The organism is Rhodanobacter lindaniclasticus, from assembly GCF_004799035.1.
GTDB lineage: Bacteria > Pseudomonadota > Gammaproteobacteria > Xanthomonadales > Rhodanobacteraceae > Rhodanobacter > Rhodanobacter lindaniclasticus.
Genome location: NZ_MWIO01000033.1, coordinates 16,997 through 35,548, shown reverse-complemented (window position 1 = coordinate 35,548; position 18,552 = coordinate 16,997). Strand labels below are relative to the sequence as shown.

Annotated in this window: 13 protein-coding genes; 10 read left to right on the top strand and 3 right to left on the bottom strand. The window is 67.9% G+C overall.

Annotated features, from left to right (window positions below; all coding sequences use genetic code 11):
* Position 1: 1 nt before the first annotated feature.
* Entirely contained in the window at positions 2-1,603 is a 1,602-nt protein-coding gene (locus tag B1991_RS12790) for an amidase (protein ID WP_136259069.1), read from the bottom strand.
* A 96-nt stretch (positions 1,604-1,699) separates the two neighbouring features.
* On the opposite strand from B1991_RS12790, the gene B1991_RS12785 reads away from it, so the two are divergent.
* Entirely contained in the window at positions 1,700-2,470 is a 771-nt protein-coding gene (locus B1991_RS12785) for a c-type cytochrome (RefSeq protein ID WP_136259068.1), read from the top strand.
* 13 nt (positions 2,471-2,483) lie between these two features.
* Here the strand turns inward: B1991_RS12785 and B1991_RS12780 are convergent, their stop codons facing one another.
* Together B1991_RS12780 and B1991_RS12775 are read right to left on the bottom strand one after the other, a co-directional pair.
* The gene (locus B1991_RS12780) at positions 2,484-2,999 is read right to left on the bottom strand and encodes a mismatch-specific DNA-glycosylase (protein WP_136259067.1); all 516 of its coding nucleotides are present in this window, start codon (positions 2,997-2,999) and stop codon (positions 2,484-2,486) included.
* Complete coding sequence (locus B1991_RS12775; RefSeq protein WP_136259066.1) at positions 2,983-3,675, bottom strand: Dph6-related ATP pyrophosphatase; 693 nt, start codon at positions 3,673-3,675, stop codon at positions 2,983-2,985. The genes B1991_RS12780 and B1991_RS12775 overlap by 17 nt, the downstream gene beginning before the upstream one ends.
* A 262-nt stretch (positions 3,676-3,937) precedes the next feature.
* Between B1991_RS12775 and rng the strand changes: the two genes are divergently transcribed.
* The 9 genes from rng to tssK all read left to right on the top strand — a co-directional run bounded on the left by rng (position 3,938) and on the right by tssK (position 18,552).
* Positions 3,938-5,437, top strand: a complete 1,500-nt coding sequence (gene rng, locus B1991_RS12770) for a ribonuclease G (RefSeq protein ID WP_136259065.1) — start codon at positions 3,938-3,940, stop codon at positions 5,435-5,437.
* 21 nt (positions 5,438-5,458) lie between these two features.
* Positions 5,459-9,412, top strand: a complete 3,954-nt coding sequence (locus B1991_RS12765) for a YhdP family protein (RefSeq protein WP_136259064.1) — start codon at positions 5,459-5,461, stop codon at positions 9,410-9,412.
* Between the two features lie 76 nt (positions 9,413-9,488).
* On the top strand, positions 9,489-10,928 hold the full coding sequence (gene tldD, locus B1991_RS12760) for a metalloprotease TldD (RefSeq protein WP_136259063.1): 1,440 nt from the start codon (positions 9,489-9,491) through the stop codon (positions 10,926-10,928).
* 86 nt (positions 10,929-11,014) lie between these two features.
* Positions 11,015-11,302, top strand: a complete 288-nt coding sequence (locus B1991_RS12755; RefSeq protein WP_136259062.1) for a PAAR domain-containing protein — start codon at positions 11,015-11,017, stop codon at positions 11,300-11,302.
* A gap of 167 nt (positions 11,303-11,469) precedes the next feature.
* Positions 11,470-12,771, top strand: coding sequence for a tetratricopeptide repeat protein (locus B1991_RS12750; protein WP_136259061.1), 1,302 nt, complete (start codon positions 11,470-11,472; stop codon positions 12,769-12,771).
* A 113-nt stretch (positions 12,772-12,884) separates the two neighbouring features.
* Positions 12,885-14,846, top strand: a complete 1,962-nt coding sequence (locus B1991_RS12745; protein ID WP_136259060.1) for a type VI secretion system Vgr family protein — start codon at positions 12,885-12,887, stop codon at positions 14,844-14,846.
* Positions 14,847-14,858: 12 nt separating this feature from the next.
* Positions 14,859-15,401 (top strand): DUF6931 family protein, encoded by a 543-nt coding sequence (locus B1991_RS12740; RefSeq protein WP_168709640.1) that lies wholly within the window; start codon positions 14,859-14,861, stop codon positions 15,399-15,401.
* 272 nt (positions 15,402-15,673) lie between these two features.
* The gene (gene tagH / locus B1991_RS12735) at positions 15,674-17,008 is read left to right on the top strand and encodes a type VI secretion system-associated FHA domain protein TagH (RefSeq protein WP_136259059.1); all 1,335 of its coding nucleotides are present in this window, start codon (positions 15,674-15,676) and stop codon (positions 17,006-17,008) included.
* A gap of 209 nt (positions 17,009-17,217) precedes the next feature.
* Complete coding sequence (gene tssK, locus B1991_RS12730) at positions 17,218-18,552, top strand: type VI secretion system baseplate subunit TssK (protein WP_136259058.1); 1,335 nt, start codon at positions 17,218-17,220, stop codon at positions 18,550-18,552.

Below are 18,552 nucleotides of genomic sequence, written 5' to 3'. Positions count from 1 at the left end.
CTCAGCGCGCGGACGCCGCTGGCGAATCGTCCACGGTAGGCAGAAACTGCGGCGCTTGCCACGCCTTGGCGTGATGCTCGAAGCCGTAGGCGATCGAGATCAGCGTCGGCTCGCTCCATTTCGCGCCGAACAGCACGATACCGACCGGCAGTCCGTGGGCGAAGCCGGCCGGCACGGTGATCGACGGATAACCGGCCACGGCCGCCGGCTGCGAGGCGCCGCCCACGGTGGGGTCGCCGCTGACGATGTGGTCGCCCAGCACCGGATCGGTGACGAAGGCCGGCCCCCACGACGGCGCCAGCAGCGCATCCAGGTGCTGTGCCTGCAGCGCCGCGTCGATGCCTTCCGGTCCGGACAAGTGTTTCGCCTTGGTCAGCGCGTCCGTATACGCCTTGTCGCTGAGCGGCCCCTTCTGCTCGGCCTGCTCGAACAACTCCTGGCCGAACCACGGCATCTCTTCGGTGGCATGCGCCTGGTTGAACGCGATCAGGTCGGCCAGCGTCTTCACCTTGAGGCCATGGCGGCTGGCCAGGTAAGCGTTGACGTCGTGCTTGAAGTCGTACAGCAACACGGTGATTTCCGGCTCGCCGAGATCGGCCAGGTGCGGCAGCTTGACCGGGTCGACGATGATCGCGCCCTGCGCCTTCATCAATGCGATCGACTGCGCCAGCACGCGGTCGGCGTTCGGTTCGGCGCCGGCGAGCTGGCGCACCACGCCGATGCGCTTGCCCTTGAGCCCGTTCGAGTCGAGGAACTTCGTGTAATCGGTGGCGTGCTTGTCTGCGTCGGCGGTGGCCGGATCGCGCGGGTCGCTGCCGGCGATCACGCTGAGCAGGGCCGTGGCATCGGCCACGCTGCGGGCCATCGGGCCGGCGGTGTCCTGGTTGTGGCTGATCGGCACGATGCCGCTGCGGCTGACCAGGCCAAGGGTAGGCTTGATGCCCACAATGCCGTTCATCGCCGCGGGGCAGATGATCGAGCCGTCCGTCTCGGTGCCGATCGCCACCGTGACCAACCCGGCCGCCACCGCAGCGCCGGAGCCAGCGCTGGAACCGCAGGGATTGCGATCGAGCACATAGGGATTCTTCGTCTGTCCGCCGCGCCCGCTCCAGCCGCTGCTGGCGTGGCTGGAACGGAAGTTGGCCCATTCGCTCAGGTTGGTCTTGCCCAGCACCAACGCGCCGGCCTTGCGCAAGCGTTCGACCAGACCGGCGTCGCGCAAGGCCGGCGCATCGACAAGCGCGAGTGAGCCAGCGGTGGTGAGCATGCGGTCGCCGGTGTCGATGTTGTCCTTCAGCAGTACCGGGACGCCGTAGAGGGGGCCGTGGGTCTTGGTGCGCTTTGCGTCGAGTGCCCCGGCCAGTTCCAGCGCCTCGGGGTTCGTCTCGATCACTGCGTGCAGGGCGGGGCCGGAGCGATCGATGCGCTGGATGCGGTCGAGCAGCGCCCGGGTCAGCTGACGGCTGTCCAGCGTGCCGGCATCCATGCGCTGCTGCAGTTGCTCGATCGACGCGTAGGCGACCTGCGGCGGCGTGGCCGCCGGCGCAAGGCCGGTGGCAGAAGCCAGGAGCAGTGCGACGAAACAGACGGCTGGACGGTTCACGGTAACCCCCGGGTTCGACGATGCGGCGTGTGGTCGCCCGGCCAGCTTAGCGCCGGCGCAGTTTGGGCGCTGCGGTCGCCAGCGTACAATCGCCGGATGATTACAAACGCCAGCCTGCATCGTGCCAAGTCGTTCGAAGTGACCATCCTGTTCGCGGTCGCCCTGTGGTTCGGTACCGCCAGTCGTGCCGCCGACCATCCCGCGGTTCCCGATACCTTGCAGCAGCGCATCGCCGCCTGCACCACGTGCCACGGCGTGCAGGGTGAAGGGCGTGCCGCCAGCGGCTATTTCCCGCGCCTGGCAGGCAAGCCCGCGGCGTACCTGGCGCGGCAACTGCAGGACTTCCAGGACGGGCTGCGCAAGTACGCACCGATGGAGTACACCGTGCGCGAACTGGGGCCGACGTACATACGCGAAATCGCCGAATACTTCGCTGCCCAGCGCGTACCGTTCGAGCGCTCGCCGGCGCCAGCCGTGTCCAGCGCAGTACTGCAGCGCGGTGCGCAATTGCTGGAAGAGGGCGATCCGTCCCGGCGCATCCCCGCCTGTGCCAGTTGCCACGGCAGGCAGCTGACCGGCGTGGAACCCTCGATCCCCGGCCTGGTGGGACTGCCTTACGACTACGTCAGTGCGCAACTGGGTTCATGGCGCACGCACACCCGTGCCACGCTGGCGCCGGACTGCATGGCCGAGGTGGCCAGTCGGCTGAGCGATTCGGACATCAGCGCGGTGGCCGCGGCGCTGGCCAGCCGTGAGCTGCCGACGGATACCCATGCGCAACCGGCCGGTTCGGTGCAGCCGCCGCTGCGTTGCGGGGTACTGGATGCGGCGACCGAAGCGGCGCCACCGGCCACGACGGCCGGCTGAAGCTGCCGGCGCGTCAGCACCCGCCCTCGGCCCGGTACAACGCGCCCAGCGCCCGCCACGGCTGCGGGTTCCAGTGACCGCGCGCCTGGCCGGAGGGCGAGGGCAGCACGAACAAGCGCGTATCACCGAAGGTTTCGTCCTGCAGGCCATGGTCAACCGGGTGGCCAAGCGCCGCGCGGGCGGCGTTCTTGCTGGTGAAGGCGAGCAGGCGCGGCCGGCAGCGCCGGATCTTGCGGCGCAGTGCGGCGGCGTCGAAGGCGTCGCGGGGCAGCTCGGCGTCGTTGCCGCTGTGGCGCTTGGCCAGGTCGGTGAGTCCGATGCCGAGCTGCAGCAGCTCCGGAAAGTCTGCCGGTGCAAACTGCCGCGGGGTGAACCCGGCCTCGAACAGCGCAGGCCAGAACAGGTTGCCCGGGTGTGCGTAATAGGCGCCTTCCGCGGCCGAGCGAGCGCCGGCGGCGGTGCCGCAGAACACCAAGCGCAATCCGGGCGCCAGCAGGTCCGGCAGGATGAGGTCAGGCCGGGCCAGCATGCTTGTCGAGCAGGAAATCGGTGTACTGGAAACGCTCGTCGCGCAGCACCGATTCGCCGCGGCGCAGCCGCAGCGGGTGGCGGAACAGCGGGCCGGCGTAGCTCAGCGTGTGGAACTCGCCGCGTTCGCCGCACGGGTCCACCCCGGCCGGCAGGGCGTCGAGCAGACCTGCATCGTAGTCGCGGCCGCAGAAGTCGCCGTCCAGTTGCTGGGTGTCCACGCAGCACAGCACGGCACGATGGCCCTCGCCCACGAAACGTCGCGACAGCGCCGTCGTGTCTTCGCCCCACAGCGGGAACACCGCGCGCCAGTTTTCGCGGCCGAGCTGGCGCACGCGGTAGTCACGCACGTCCTCCAGGTACAGGTCGCCGAACGCGCAGTGGCGGATGCCGGGCCAGCGCATGCGGGCCTCGACCAGGGCGTTGGCGTGGGCTTTCTCGTAGGCTTCGTTGCTGCCGGGCCAGTCCAGCAGCACCTCGACCAGCGGCAGGCCGAGCGCGCTCGTCTGCGCCAGCAACACCTCGCGATGGACGCCGTGCATCGCCACGCGCTGGTAGTTGCGGTTGACCGTGGTCAGCAGCCCGACCACCTGCCAGGCCGGATCGGCCAGCAGTCGCTGCAGCGCCAGCAGGCAGTCCTTGCCACCGCTCCAGGCCAGCAGTATCGGGGTGGTCATGCGGCAGGCTCCAGGGTGGTGGGCGGGTCTCGGGGCTGGTGGAGAGAACCGCCGGCTGTGGATTCTTCGCGCGCGAACCGGGTGCCAGTTTGCCGGGGCCGGGTTCCGGGCCTGAAGAAACACGAGCTTCCGGGCGCGGCGGACGAGAGGAAAACGGACCCATTCTGCAGTATCGGTGCGGCCGGGTCGATTTCCCGTCGCCGTTCATCGACAGCCTGCATGGGCAACGGCTATAAAGATGCCTCGTGCCTGGGAGTGTGCGGTGAGTGAAGAAATACTGATCAACGTGACACCGCGTGAAACCCGGGTCGGCGTGGTCGAGAACGGCATGTTGCAGGAAGTGCACGTCGAACGGGCCTCGCGGCGTGGCTACGTCGGCAACATCTACAAGGGCCGCGTGCAGCGCGTGATGCCGGGCATGCAGGCGGCGTTTGTCGAGATCGGCCTGGAGCGGGCCGCGTTCCTGCATGCCTCGGACATCGTGCGCCCGGCGATCTCGTCGGTCGAGGAGGAGGAATCCGGCGGCAACGGCAACGGCCACGTGCCGTCGATCAGCGAACTGGTGCACGAGGGCCAGGAGATCGTGGTGCAGGTGGTGAAGGACCCGATCAGCACCAAGGGGGCGAGGTTGTCGGCGCACCTGTCGATCCCCTCGCGTTACCTGGTGCTGTTGCCGCATGCGCGCACGCTGGGCATCTCGGCCCGCATCGAGGACGAGGTCGAGCGCCAGCGCTTGCGCGAAGTGCTGGGCACGCTGATCGGCGCGGACGCGGTCGAAGGCAACCGTCTCGGCTACATCGTGCGCACCAATGCCGAGGGCCAGGGTGCGGAGTCGCTCGCGTTCGACGTGACCTACCTGGGCAAGGTGTGGCGCGTGGTGCAGGAGAACATCGCCAAGGCGCGCGTGGGCGAACGGGTCTACGAAGAGTTGTCGCTGCCGCTGCGCAGCCTGCGCGACATGCTCAACGAGGACATCGAGAAGGTGCGGGTCGATTCGCGCGAAACCTTCGAGCGGGTGGCCCGGTTCGTGCACAAGTTCATGCCGCAGCTGGACGACCGCGTAGAGCACTACGACGGCGAGCGCCCGATCTTCGACCTGTACGGCGTCGAGGACGAAATGCAGCGCGCGTTGAAGAAGGACGTGCCGCTCAAATCCGGCGGCTACCTGATCGTGGACCAGACCGAGGCGATGACCACGATCGACGTCAACACCGGCGCCTATCTCGGCACGCGCAATCTCGAGGAAACCGTCTACCGCACCAACCTGGAGGCGGCGCAGGCCGCGGCGCGCCAACTGCGGCTGCGCAACCTGGGCGGCATCATCATCATCGACTTCATCGACATGACCGATGAGGAGCACAAGCGCCAGGTGCTGCGCATGCTGGGCAAGGGACTGGCACGCGACCATGCCAAGACCACGGTGTACCCGATGTCCGCGCTGGGCCTGGTCGAGATGACCCGCAAGCGCACCACCGAGAGTCTGGCCCGCCAGCTGTGCGAACCGTGCCCGGCCTGCAACGGCCGCGGCATGCTGAAGACGGCCGAGACGGTGACCTACGAGATCTTTCGCGAGATCACCCGTGCCGTGCGCCAGTTCAACGCCGAGAAATTGCTGGTGATGGCCAGCCCTTCCGTGGTGAGCCGCATCCTGGAAGAGGAATCCGCCGCGGTCGCCGAGTTGGAGGAGTTCATCTCCAAGAGCATACGCTTCCAGGCGGAAGAGCATTATTCGCAGGAACAGTTCGATGTGGTCTTGCTGTAAGTCGACGCTGGCCAAGAGCGCATGAACAAGGTGTGGCGTCGTCGATTGCACGGTGGCGCGCGCGGCCTGGGTTGGGCTGCGGGCGTGCTGGTGATCCTGTTTGCCGTGCTGGCGGCGCTGGCGCAATTGCTGCTGCCGCTGCTGGCACGCCATCCGGAATGGGTGGCCGCCCAACTGAGCCAGCGCTTGCAGCGGCCGGTCGGCATCGCCTCGATGGTGGGGCGATGGACGCCGGGCGGTCCGGAATTCGTGCTGCAGGACGTGCGTATCGGTCCGGCCGCCGGGACGAATGGCGCGGCACTGCAGCTGCCGGAATCCCGCTTGAAACTGGACCTCGGTGGCTGGCTGCTGCCGTCGCGGCATCTGTTCAACGTGTATGCCCGCGGCCTGCAGCTCGACCTGCTGCACGATGGCAGCGGCTGGCGCGTCAGCGGGCTGGGCACCGGCGGCGGCACGGAGCAGCCGGCGCTGTCGCTGCGCCATTTGTCGGTGGACCTGTGGCTGGACGACCTGCGCGTGGTGGTGACCGATGCCACGCTGGGCAAGCACTACACCTTGTTGTCGCGGCAGTTGCGGGTCAGTTTGCAGGGTGATCGCATCCGCTTCGGCGGCAGTCTGCGGCGCGAAGGCGTGGCCGAGGCCAGCGTGCGCGCGGTGGGCGATCTGCGCCAGGACGAGCGATCCGGCAGGCTGTGGGTCAGCGCCGACGCGGCCCACCTGAAACCCTTGCTCGACGGCATCGACCTGCAAGGCTACGGGATCGAGCACGGCACCGGCCGCCTCAATGCATGGCTCGACTGGAACCAGGGCCAACTGGGCGACAGCGTGGTGCGCGTCGACCTGGACACGTTGTCGGTACGCGGGCCTGGCGGCGGCATGGCCGACGTGGCCTCGCTGCATGGCCTGGCCGGGATCCATGCCGAGGATGCCGGATACACGTTGCGCTGGGCCGGTGATGACGGCAGCGCCGCGGTGGTTGAACTGGAGCAGCCCGGCACGCCGCAGTTCCGCCTGGACGCCGCAGCACGCAAGCTGCAACTGGCGCCGCTGCTGCCGTGGCTTGGGCTGACGCCGGATCTGTCGCCGAGCCTGGCGCGCTGGATCGGCAGCGGACATCCGCACGGCGAACTCGAACAGCTGGCGCTGCACTGGACGCGGGCGGGCGGCTTGCAGCGCCTGGCGGTGGCGTTCGACAAACTCGGCATCGATCCGGTGGAAAAATCGCCGGGCCTGAGCAACCTGCGCGGCGTTGTGCGCGGCGATGCCGAGGCGTTCTCGCTGGAGCTTCCCGCGCAGGCCACCACGGTGACGTTCCCGCAGGTGTTCCGCCGCCCGTTCGTGTTGTCGAAGTTGTCCGGGACGCTGGCGTTCTGGCCGCAGGATGGCGGCTGGCACCTCGGCGCCGACAGCCTGGCCTTCGTCGGCGAGGGCTATGCCGGCAGCGCGCGCGGCGAGGCGGTGCTGCCCGCGGGCGGCGGTGCGCCCTGGCTGGGCCTGTACGCTTCGATCGAGCATGCCGACGTTCCCGCGGCCAAGCTGTTCTGGCCGGTCAACGTGATGCCGCCGGCGACCGTGGCGTGGCTGGATCGCGCGCTGGTGGCCGGCACCGTCGGGCAGGCGCAGGTGCTGGTGCGCGGCGACCTGGCGGACTGGCCGTTCCATCACAACGAGGGCCGCTTCGAAGCGCATGCCGAGATTCACGGGCTGACTCTCGACTACGGCGAGGAGTGGCCACAGGCCGAAGGTGTCGAGGCGGTGGCCAGCTTCGTCAATGGCGGCATGCTGGTGCAGGCCAGCGCGGGTCATTCGCTGGGCGTGAAAGTGGACAGCGCGGTGGCGTTGATCCCGGAATTCGGCCAGGCCCTGCTCGATCTCAACGTGCGCGGCAACGGCAGCGGCGCGAGCCTGCTGAACTTCGCACGCAGGAGTCCGGTTGCCAGCCGGGCCTCCGATACGCTGGCCAAGCTCAGGCTGGGGGGGCGCGGCACGTTCGATTTCCACCTGAGCCTGCCCTTGACCGACGTCGCGGGCGCACAACTCGATGGCACCGCGCAGTTGCGCGATGCCGACCTCACGGCGCCCGACTGGCAGCTGGCGCTGGGCGACATCACCGGTCCGTTGCGCTTCGATCTGCGCGGTCTGCAGGGCGGACCGCTGGATACCGTGTTCCATGGCAAACCCGCACGACTGCAGCTGGCGATCGCCGGCGCCAACGCCGACCCGGACACCGTGTTCCGGGCCAGCTTGCAGGGCAACTACCAGGTCGCCGAACTGGTCCAGGGATATCCATCGCTGACATGGCTGGGCGAGCTCGCGCAGGGGCGCAGCCCGTTCGGCATCGGGTTCACGCTCGCCCATCGACCGGGCAGCGATGATCTCGCGCAGATGCTCAGCATCGATTCTTCGCTCCGCGGCACCGCCCTGGCGCTGCCCGCACCGCTGGACAAATCCGCTGCGGACAGCCTGCCGCTGCATCTGCAGATGAGCCTGCCGACCGCGGGAAGCAACCTGCAACTGGAACTGGGGCAATTGCTGCGCGGCCACCTGCGCCTGGCCGATGACGCGGCCGGTCGCCCGCTGTCCGGCACCCTGGCGTTCGGCAGCCAGATGCCGCAGACGCTACCCGCGCGGGGCTTGCGCATCCGCGGCCATGCGGCGCGGCTGGACGTTGCCGGGTGGGTTCAGCGCACGGTCGCAGGTGCCGGCGGCGACGGCCCGGAACTGGAAAGCATCGACGTCAGCACCGACCAGGCGATGGGTTTCGACCGTCCGCTCGGCGCGCTCACGGTGCGCGCCACGCCGCAGCCCGACGTGCTCAGCGTGGACGTGGACGGCCCGGCCATGGCCGGCAACATCAAGGTACCGACCGACGAGCTGGACAAGCGCGGTGTCACCGCGCGCATGGAGCATCTGCACTGGCCGCGGCAGCCCGGCGCGACCGCAGCATCGACCAGCGCGGCGAGTGCACCCGCCGTCGCGGCGACCGTGACCGCCACCCAGCCGGCACCGGTCGCACTCGCCGATGACCCGGCGAACACCGGCATCAATCCCGCGGCCCTGCCGCCGCTCCACCTGTGGGTGCGGGACCTGCGCCTGGGCGATGCCAAATTGGGCGAAGCGCGGCTGGAGACCTGGCCCACGCCCAGGGGCATGCACATCGAGCAACTGCGCGCGCTGTCCCCGCGCGTGCAGGTCACCGCCAGCGGCGACTGGGAGGGCACCGCGACCGACAGCCGCACGCACATGCGGATCAGTTTCTCCGCCGAGGATCTCGGCGCGATGCTCTCGGCATTCGGCTACGACGGGCTGGTCGATGGCGGCCGGACCCGCGACGAACTCGATGCCAGCTGGCCCGGCAGCCCTACGGCGCTGTCGCTGGCCACGATGGACGGCACGCTCAAGGTGCAGGTCAATGATGGCCGCATCCCCGAAGCCAGCTCGCCTGGCATGGGGCGCCTGCTGGGTCTGGTCTCGCTCGCCGACCTGCCGCGGCGGCTCACGCTGGATTTCGGTGACGTGTTCGGCAAGGGGCTGGGTTTCGATTCGATCAGCGGCGATTTCCGCCTGGCCAACGGCAACGCCATCACCGACAACCTGGTGATCAGGGGGCCGGCGGCCAACATCAGCGTCACCGGCCGCACCGGCCTGCGTGCCCGCGACTACGACCAGCAGATGATCGTGGTGCCGCACGTCGGCAACAGCCTGCCGGTGGTGGGGGCGGTGGTCGGCGGTCCACTCGGTGCGGCGGCCGGCTTCGCGGTGCAGGGGCTGCTCGGCAAGGGCCTGAACAAGGCAGCCAGCGCGCGCTACCGGATCACCGGCAGCTGGGATGACCCGAAGATGACCCTGGTCGAGAAGCACGACGTGGTGGTGCCGCCGAGCCTGTTGCTCGAACCCGCGCCGGCTTCGTCCGGCAGCGCGGCGCCGGCCAGCTCAGCGCTGGCGCCCGCCAGCGCCCGGTCTTCGGGGCCGTGAAGCGGGGCGTCGACTTTAAAGCCGGCTCCGCCAGCCCCATGTGGGACAGTACCGGATCGACCACAGGCAAGCCTCCATGGATTCACTGATCGCCCTCGCCGAAAGCAAGCTGCTGTCCCCCGGAGGCATTGCCACCGGCGACCTCGACCGCGTGTTCGGTCAGCTGATGGGGCCGTCGATCGACGCCGCCGATCTCTACTTCCAGCATTCGCGCAGCGAGTCGTGGACGCTGGAGGAGGGCATCGTCAAGGACGGCAGCCACTCGATCGAGCAGGGCGTGGGCGTGCGCGCGATGTCCGGCGAGAAGACCGGCTTCGCCTATTCCGACGAGATCGTCTTGCCGCAATTGCTGGAAGCGTCGAAAGCCGCCCGCGCGATCGCGCACGGCGGCAACGGAGCAGGCAAACCGCTGGCGCTGCACGACGCGCGCGCGCTGTATCCGGCGATCGATCCGGTCGAGAGTCTGCCCAATCCCGACAAGATCGCGCTGCTGCGCGAGGTCGATGCGTACGCGCGCTCGCGTGATCCACGCATCAAGCAGGTCATCGTCAGCCTGGCCGCGACGATGGACACCATCCTCATCGCCGCCTCCGACGGCACCCTGGCCGCCGACGTGCGGCCGCTGGTGCGCATCAACGTGCAGGTGATCGCCGAGGCCAACGGCCGCCGCGAGCAGGGCTACGCTGGCGGTGGCGGCCGCTACGGCTATCGCGAACTGCTCGAGAACGGCCGCGCCTTGCGTTTCGCCGACGAGGCCGTGCGTCAGGCACTGGTCAACCTCGATTCCGTCGACGCGCCCGCTGGCCAGATGACCGTGGTGCTCGGCCCCGGCTGGCCGGGCGTGCTGCTGCACGAAGCGATCGGCCACGGCCTGGAAGGCGACTTCAACCGCAAGGGCAGCTCCGCCTTCGCCGGCCGCCTCGGCCAGCGCGTGGCGGCGAAGGGCGTCACCATCGTCGACGACGGCACCCTGGCCGGCCGCCGGGGCTCGCTCAGCATCGACGACGAAGGCACGCCGACCGAGTGCACCACGCTGATCGAGGACGGCATCCTGAAGGGCTACATGCAGGACAAGCTCAACGCGCGCCTGATGGGCATGGCGCCGACCGGCAACGGCCGCCGCGAATCATTCACCGCGCTGCCGATGCCGCGCATGACCAACACCTACATGCTGGCCGGCGGGCACGATCCGGCCGAGATCATCCGCTCGGTGAAGAAAGGCCTGTATGCGCCGAACTTCGGCGGCGGCCAGGTCGACATCACCAACGGCAAGTTCACCTTCTCCGCCTCCGAGGCGTACCTGATCGAGGACGGAAAAATCACCCGCCCGGTGAAGGGCGCCACGCTGATCGGCAGCGGCCCCGAGGTGCTCAATCGCGTCTCGATGATCGGCAACGATCTGGCGCTGGATGACGGCGTGGGCGTGTGCGGCAAGGATGGGCAGAGCGTGCCGGTGGGCGTGGGCCAGCCGACATTGAAGATCGACTCGATGACGGTTGGCGGTACGGCCTCGTAGTCCGGGCGCGGCAGCGCGGCTGACTCGGCGTACCGATCTGGCGTACCATCCGGGCGAGCGATGCCCATCGAGCCACGGAGTTCGTCATGCCTCCCGCCGCACGCCTTACCGACATGCATGTATGCCCGATGGTGACCGGCGTGGTGCCGCACGTAGGCGGCCCGATCCTGTCGCCGGGTGCGCCCAAGGTGCTGATCGGCGGCTTGCCGGCGGCGCGGATGAGCGACATGGTCACCTGCGTCGGACCACCGGATACCATCGTCATGGGCGCGCCCAAGGTGTTGATCGGAGGCCTGCCGGCGGCGCGGCTGGGCGACAGTACCGCCCACGGCGGCAGCATCGTGCTGGGTTGCTTCACCGTCATCATCAACTAGCGCGACGCGGGTCGTTCGATCCGGTTTTGCCGCACGCGGCAGATGAGGGGAACCGGGGTCGTGCCGCACGCCGCAGCGCATGGCAAGGGGGCCGCTTGAAACGTGCTTCGCCCGCCAGAACCGGACGTCGGTCGCAGGCTGCGCTGGCTGCCACCGTGCAGGCCCTCATGGGCGAGGCCATCGCCGCACATCGAGATGGCCGGCTGGATGCAGCCGAGGCGCTCTATGGCAAGGTCCTGCAACGACAGTCGGGACACCCCGATGCACTGCATTTCCTCGGTGTGCTGTGCCACCAGCGCAAGCGCAGCGAAGATGGCATCCGGCTGGTTCGGCTGGCGCTGCGCGCCACTCCGCGGCACGCCGACGCGCACAACAACCTGGGCAACATCCACAAGGAGTGCGGCGAACTGGCCGAGGCCGAAGCCTGCTATCGGCGCGCGCTCAGCCATCAGCCTGGGCACCACGACGCGCTGAGCAACCTGGCCCTGGTGCTGGACGTGCAGGGCCGCGTGGACGAGGCCGGCGAGGTCTATGCCCGCTTCCTGGCGCAGGAACCGCAGTTGGGGCAGGCGCATTACCTGATGGGCATGTTCCGGCGTCGGCACGTCAACGAAATCGAGGACGTGGAAGAGGCTGCACGCTGCTTCGCCAACGCCTGCCGCCTCGATCCGCAGAACGTGCGCGCACGTGATGCGCTCGGCGTGGCGCTGTACATGCTCGGCCGCAGCAGCGAGGCGGTCGAGGTCTATCGCGACTGGATGGCGCGCGATCCCGGCAATCCGGTGCCGCGCCACATGCTTGCCGCCTGCGGCGGCGAGCCGGCGCCCGCGCGTGCAGCGGACGACTATGTCCGAAAAGTGTTCGACGGTTTTGCCGCGAGCTTCGACGAGATGCTGCTGAAGAACCTCCATTACCGCGCGCCGCAGGTTCTCGTGGCGGCCCTGGTGGATCGACTTGGTATACCGCAGGCTTCACTGGATGTGCTGGATGCCGGTTGCGGCACCGGCTTGTGCGGACCGCTGATCGGACCGCATGCGAGAAACCTGGTGGGCGTGGATCTGTCCGGCGGCATGCTGGAGAAAGCGCGCCAGCGCGGTGACTACGACGAACTGGTGGAGGCGGAACTGGCCGGCTGGCTGCAGACCCGTCCATCTGCCTGGGACGTGGTGCTGTCCGCCGACACCTTGAACTACTTCGGTGACCTGCTGCCGGTGTTGTCGGCAGCCGGCAACGCGTTGCGAGAAGGTGGCTGGCTCGCTTTCACGCTGGAGGTGCTCGATGGCGACGAAGATCGCGTCGAGCTGTCCGCCAGCGGGCGCTATCGGCACAGCCGCGCCTGCATCGAGCGCGTGCTGGAGGACGCCGGGTTCTCCGATCCGTCGATCACCGTGGACTCGCTGCGCAAGGAACTGGGCAAGCCGGTGCGCGGTTGGGTCGTGCTGGTGCAAAAACGCGGGACGGGCGACTGAAGCGTCGCGCAGCCGATGCGGGGTCGCCAATGGACTCCCCAAACGGGGCAGACGTATGATAAACAGACTGGTTTGCCGGCCCATGCCGTCGGGACCGCTGGGGGAGGACGGACATGCCGCACCAAATGACGCTGAAGTCCGATCTCGGTGACAAGCTGCAGCCTGCCAGCTTTTCGGGCAGCGAGCAGTTGGGGCAGCTGTTCTCGTACCACCTCAAGGTATTCAGCGGCGACAGCGAGGTCGAACTGCGGCCATTGCTGGGCAGTTCCATGACGGTGACGTTCGGCACCGACGACTACACCCGGCATTTCAACGGCATCGTGGCGGAGATTTCGCAGACGGGGTTCGAGAGTTTTTCCGGCAAGCGCCAGGCGGAATACGCCCTGACCCTGGTGCCCAAGCCCTGGTTGCTGCTGCACAAGGTCGATTGCCGCATCTACCTGAAGAAGTCCGTGCCGGACATCGTCAAGGAGGTGCTGGCCGAGATCGGCTACAGCGACGTCAAGCTGAGCCTCAGCGGCAGCTACGAGAAACGCGAATATTGCGTGCAGTACCGCGAGAGCTATTTCAACTTCATCAGCCGGCTGATGGAGCAGGAGGGCATCTACTACTTCTTCCAGCATCGGGAGGGCGTGCACACGATGGTGCTGGCCGACGCGCTGGGTGCGCACGCGGCCACCGATGGCTATGCCGAGCTGCCGTACCAGCCGCAGAGCGATGCCAGCAAGGCGTCGACCGAAGCTGCGATCACCGAGTTCGCCACCGCGCGTTCGGTGCAGACGATCAAGTACTCGCTGACCGACTACGATCCGATGAGCCCGAAGAAGTCGCTGCTTGCTCTCGACTCGATCAGCAATGCCGACGGCAATCACCCGGTGCCCAAGCTCGATTCGTTCGACTACCCCGGTGACCACCTGAGCACCGATGCCGGCAAGCATTACGCACAGGTGCGGCTGGAAGCGAGCAACGTCGCGCAGTCACTTTGTACCGGGGCGACCAATATCTGCGGCGTGCTGACCGGCGCGCTGTTCAAGCTGACCAAGTTTCCGCGCAAGGAGTTGAACCAGGAGTACCTCGTGGTCGGCTCCACCGTGCACATCGAGAACGCCGCGGAGGTTTCCGGTCAGCAGGGCGGCGGCCAGTTCTTCTGTCATTTTTCGGTGATCCAGAGTCGCCAGCCGTTTCGCAGCATGCAAACGGCCGTGCGGCCGACCATTGCCGGCCTGCAGACGGCCGTGGTGTCCGGCAGCGACACGGCCGAGGACATCTCGGTGGACAAGTACGGCCGCATCCAGGTCACCTTCCACTGGAACAAGCCGGACAAGGAGAACTTCCACATCTCCTGCCCGGTGCGCGTGGCCTCCTCGTGGGCCGGCAAGAACTGGGGCGCAGTGAACATTCCGCGTGTCGGCCAGGAAGTGGTGGTGAGTTTCCTGGAGGGCGATCCGGACCGCCCGCTGGTCATTGGCAGTGTCTACAACGCCGACAACATGCCGCCGTATGCCTTGCCCGACAACAAGACGCAGAGCGGCATCAAGAGCCGCAGCCACCAGGGCGGTGGCGCCGACGACTTCAACGAGCTGCGCTTCGAGGACAAGAAGGGCAGCGAGGATTTTTTCATGCATGCACAGAAGGACATGCATGTGGAAGTCGAGAACGACCGCGTCGTCGCGGTGGACAACGACGAGAAGATGACCGTCAAGAACGACCAGACCGAGGACGTCAAGGGCAAGCGCACGACCACGGTAGGCAAGGACGACAAGCTCGACGTCACCGGCAACGGCACCACCACGATCGGCCAGAAGTTCAAGCTCAGCGCCGGCACCGAGATCCAGCTGGTGACCGGGGCGGCGAGCATCGTGATGAAGTCCTCCGGCGACATCGACATCAAGGGTGTGAGCGTCAACATCAAGGGCGTCAACGTGAAGATCGACGGCGATGCCACGGTGGCGGCCAAGGGCGGCGCCTCGGCGGAGCTTTCCAGCAGCGGTTCGACCACGGTCAAGGGTTCCATGCTCTCGCTCAAGGGCGACGGCATGGCGCAGTTGTCCGGCGGCATCATCATGATTGGCTAGGGGAACACGCAGATGTCATCCGTGATGCAGGCGTCGATCCAGATGGAGTTGTCCGAACCGGCCAGCGCGTTGCTGCGGCCGGAGATGACCGCACAGGCGGCCGTGCAGGCGCTGGCCGATGCAGGCCAGGTGCAGGATGCGTTGAAACTGCTGGCGCGCCTGTTGCCCAAGCGTTACGCGGTGGCCTGGCTGTGCCAGTGCGCGCGCGACCAGGCGCTGGATCCGGAGGATCGCGCCGGTGCATCGCTGGCCGAGAAGTGGGTGCGCGAACCGAACGAGAGCAACCGCCGCGCCGCGTTTGAATTCGCCACCGCCGGCGGCTACAAGTCCGCCGGCGCATGGGTCGCCGCTGCCGCAGGATGGTCCGGCGGCAGTCTCGCGCCAGCCTCTCAGGAAACGCCGGTGCCGCCGGCCGATCATCTGACGGCATGCGCCGTGGTGGCCGCGATCAACATGCTGGCGGCGCTGGATGTCGACACCTTCGCCACCCGTCGCGCCGCCTTCATCAAGCCGGCCATGAACCTGCTCAACGGCGAGGGCGCAACCGGCGCCTGACGTGCCCGGCCGGGCGCACTCGGCTTGCCCGCTGCACGGATGGACGATACGATGGCCGCGGTCGGTTTCCGCGCGTCAGTTTGGCCATGTCGGCAGCCTCGATACCGCGTTTCGCGCACGAGGCAATGACCGATCCACGGGGGCCGCAGTTTTTTTGCGAACAGTCAGGCAGCCAGCTCGGGTCGCGCACTTCGGTCCGGTCGGAACGTGGACGCGATCCATCGTGCATGATGCCGGCTGATCCATCTTGACCAGGGAATCCGAGCATACCGATGTCGCAGAGCCTGATCCTCGCCGTTGCCGGTCATCAGGCTGCCCAGTTCGGCAGCCGCAGCAGCGGGACGTTCGCGGCCGTCGGCGGGAGCATCGGCCGCTCCGAGGACTGCGACTGGGTGCTCGGCGCGTCGGGCGTGTCGCGCGTGCACGCCATGGTGCGTTACCTCAACGGCATCTATTTCATCGAGGATCGCAGCACCAACGGCATGCTGCTCAACGGTGCGCCACTGGTCAAGGGAGAACCCTCTGCGCTGACCGATGGCGACCGTCTGCTGATCGACACGTTCGAAGTCGAGGTGCACCTGCGCGATGCCGGTGCCGCGGCGCCGGTGCCGGATCTGCTGGCACCCGCGGCTCCCGCGGCGGTGGATGTCGACATCGATCCGCTGGATTTCGGGCTGTCGCCGCCGGCGGCGCCGCTGCCGGCGCGCCCGTCGCCGGTCACGATTCCGGCCGATGCCGGGCTGATCCCCGACGCGGTCGGTGCTGGTGGTGCCGGCGCGCTGGATCCGCTGAGTTTCCTGGGGCCCGGCGATCCCGATTCCGACCTGCTGTCCGGCGCCACGACCGGCAATTCCAGTTCCAGCTGGAACCACACGGCCGGTACGCAGGATCATTTCCATCCGCCGATGACCAACGAACAACGGCAGGCCAACCAGCTCCCGGAGAACTGGGACCTGACCATGGGGGACTTCTCCCCGCCCGCGGCGGCGCCGACCGTCGCGCCGCCGCGCGCCGTGCCGGCGGCGCCGATGCCGATGGCTGCAGCGGAGCGGGCCGAGACCACCGGTCCGCAACTGCTTCCGGGCAATGTGGACGAGATCTTCCGCGTCGTGGTCGATGGCGTGATGGACGTGCTGCGCGCGCGCGCCGAGATCAAGAACACGTTCCGGCTGCCGGTCACCATCATCCAGCGCTCGGAGAACAATCCGCTGAAGTTCGCGCCCAACCCGGAGGAGGCGCTGCAGAAGATCATGACGCCCAGCGGCGGCGCCTTCATGTCCGGCACGGCGGCGTTCGAGGATGCCTTCGACGACATTCGCTGCCACCAGATGGCGATGCTGGCGGGCGTGCGCGCGGCGTTCGAATCCTTGCTGGTGCATTTCAATCCGGATCGTTTCGAGCAGGAAGCCGACGGCGGCTCCAAGCGCTCGGCGTTCGCCGGCAAGGGCAAGTACTGGGAAAGGTACCGCGAGCATTTCGAGGGCTTGAACAAGGATCCCGACGATTGCTTCCGGCGGCTGTTCGGCGACGAGTTCGCGCGCGCCTACGAGGAACAGTTGTCACGCCTGAAGTCGGCGCGGAGAATGCGACAGGCAACGCATCACTGACGGACACTGCGCTTGCACGGTTGCGAACGCATCGCCGTGCTCGACGGGTTCCAGGAAGGGCAGGGCTGCCCTTTCTCGATGGATTTCCGGGCGCCGGGGGCGCCGCGGATGCGGATGTTTTTCCATGAAGCGTCGGCCCGCCGAGGCAGGCCAACGTGGCATATCCCGGCAGCGCGATCGGGAAACTTCTGACAGGGGCAGCGCGACGCATGGAAAACAACAAGGTCGTCTGGAGTGAAGGGCTGTTCCTGCGCCCGCAGCATCTGCAGCAGCAGGAGCGCTATCTGGAGCGCTTCGTCGAACTGCGCGCCGGCAGCCTGCGCCCGTACACCTGGGGCTTCTCCGAACTGGAACTGGAAACCGACCTGCTGGCGATCGGCAAGTTGGGCATCAAGCGTGCGCGCGGCGTGTTCCCCGACGGCACACCCTTCGCCATGCCCGGCGACGACCCGTTGCCGCTGGCGCTGGATGTCGACGACAACTGGCGCGACCAGACCGTCTTCCTGACTCTGCCCTTGCGCTCGCCCGCGCAGCCGGACAGCGGCCGGCCCGAGGCGCCGGCGGAGAAGCTGTTCCGTTTCCGCGTGCGCGAGACCGAGGTGCGCGATGCCTCCGGCAGCGTCGACGGGCTCACCGTGCTGGAGGTGGGCGGGCTCAACAGCCGGCTGTTGCCGCAGTCGCAACCGCTCGAGGGTCTGGCGCAGATCCCGGTGGCGCGCATCGTCGAATGCCGCTCCGACCGGCGGGTGATCCTGGAAGAGGCGTTCATGCCGACCGTGCTGAGCTGCCAGGCGGCGCCGCGGTTGAGCACCTTCCTGTCCGAACTGCTGGGCCTGCTGCACCAGCGCGGCGAGGCGCTGGCCAGCCGCGTGGCGGTCACCGACCGCGGCGGCGCCGCCGAGATCGCCGACTTCCTGCTGCTGCAGGTGGTCAACCGTTATCAGCCGTTGATCGCACATCTCACTGCCGCGCCGGTCCTGCATCCCGAGGATCTCTACCGCGTGCTGGCCGAGATGGCCGGTGAGCTGTCCACCTTCACCAGCACCGGCAAACGACCGCCGGCGTTTCCGGCCTATCGCCACGAGGCGTTGTACCCGAGCTTCGAGCCGTTGATCGCGGCATTGCGTACCAGCCTCAGCGCGGTGATGGAGCAGACCGCGATCCCGATTCCGATGCAGCAACGCAAGTTCGGCGTGTGGGTGGCCGTGGTGCCGGACCTGAGCCTGATCGATACCGCCGCCTTCGTGCTGGCAGCCAAGGCCGATCTCAAGTCCGAAGACCTGCGCCGCCAGCTGCCGGCGCAGTCGAAGATCGGCCCGGTGGAGAAGATCCGCGACCTGGTGAACCTGCAACTGCCGGGCATCCCGGTGGCACCGATGCCGGTGGCGCCGCGGCAGATTCCGTACAACTCCGGCTACCTGTATTTCGAGTTCGACAAGAATTCGCCGATGTGGCGGAGCCTGAAGACGTCAGGCGGCATCGCATTCCATTTTGGCGGCGAGTTCGCCGGTCTCGACCTGCAACTCTGGGCGATCCGAGGTTGA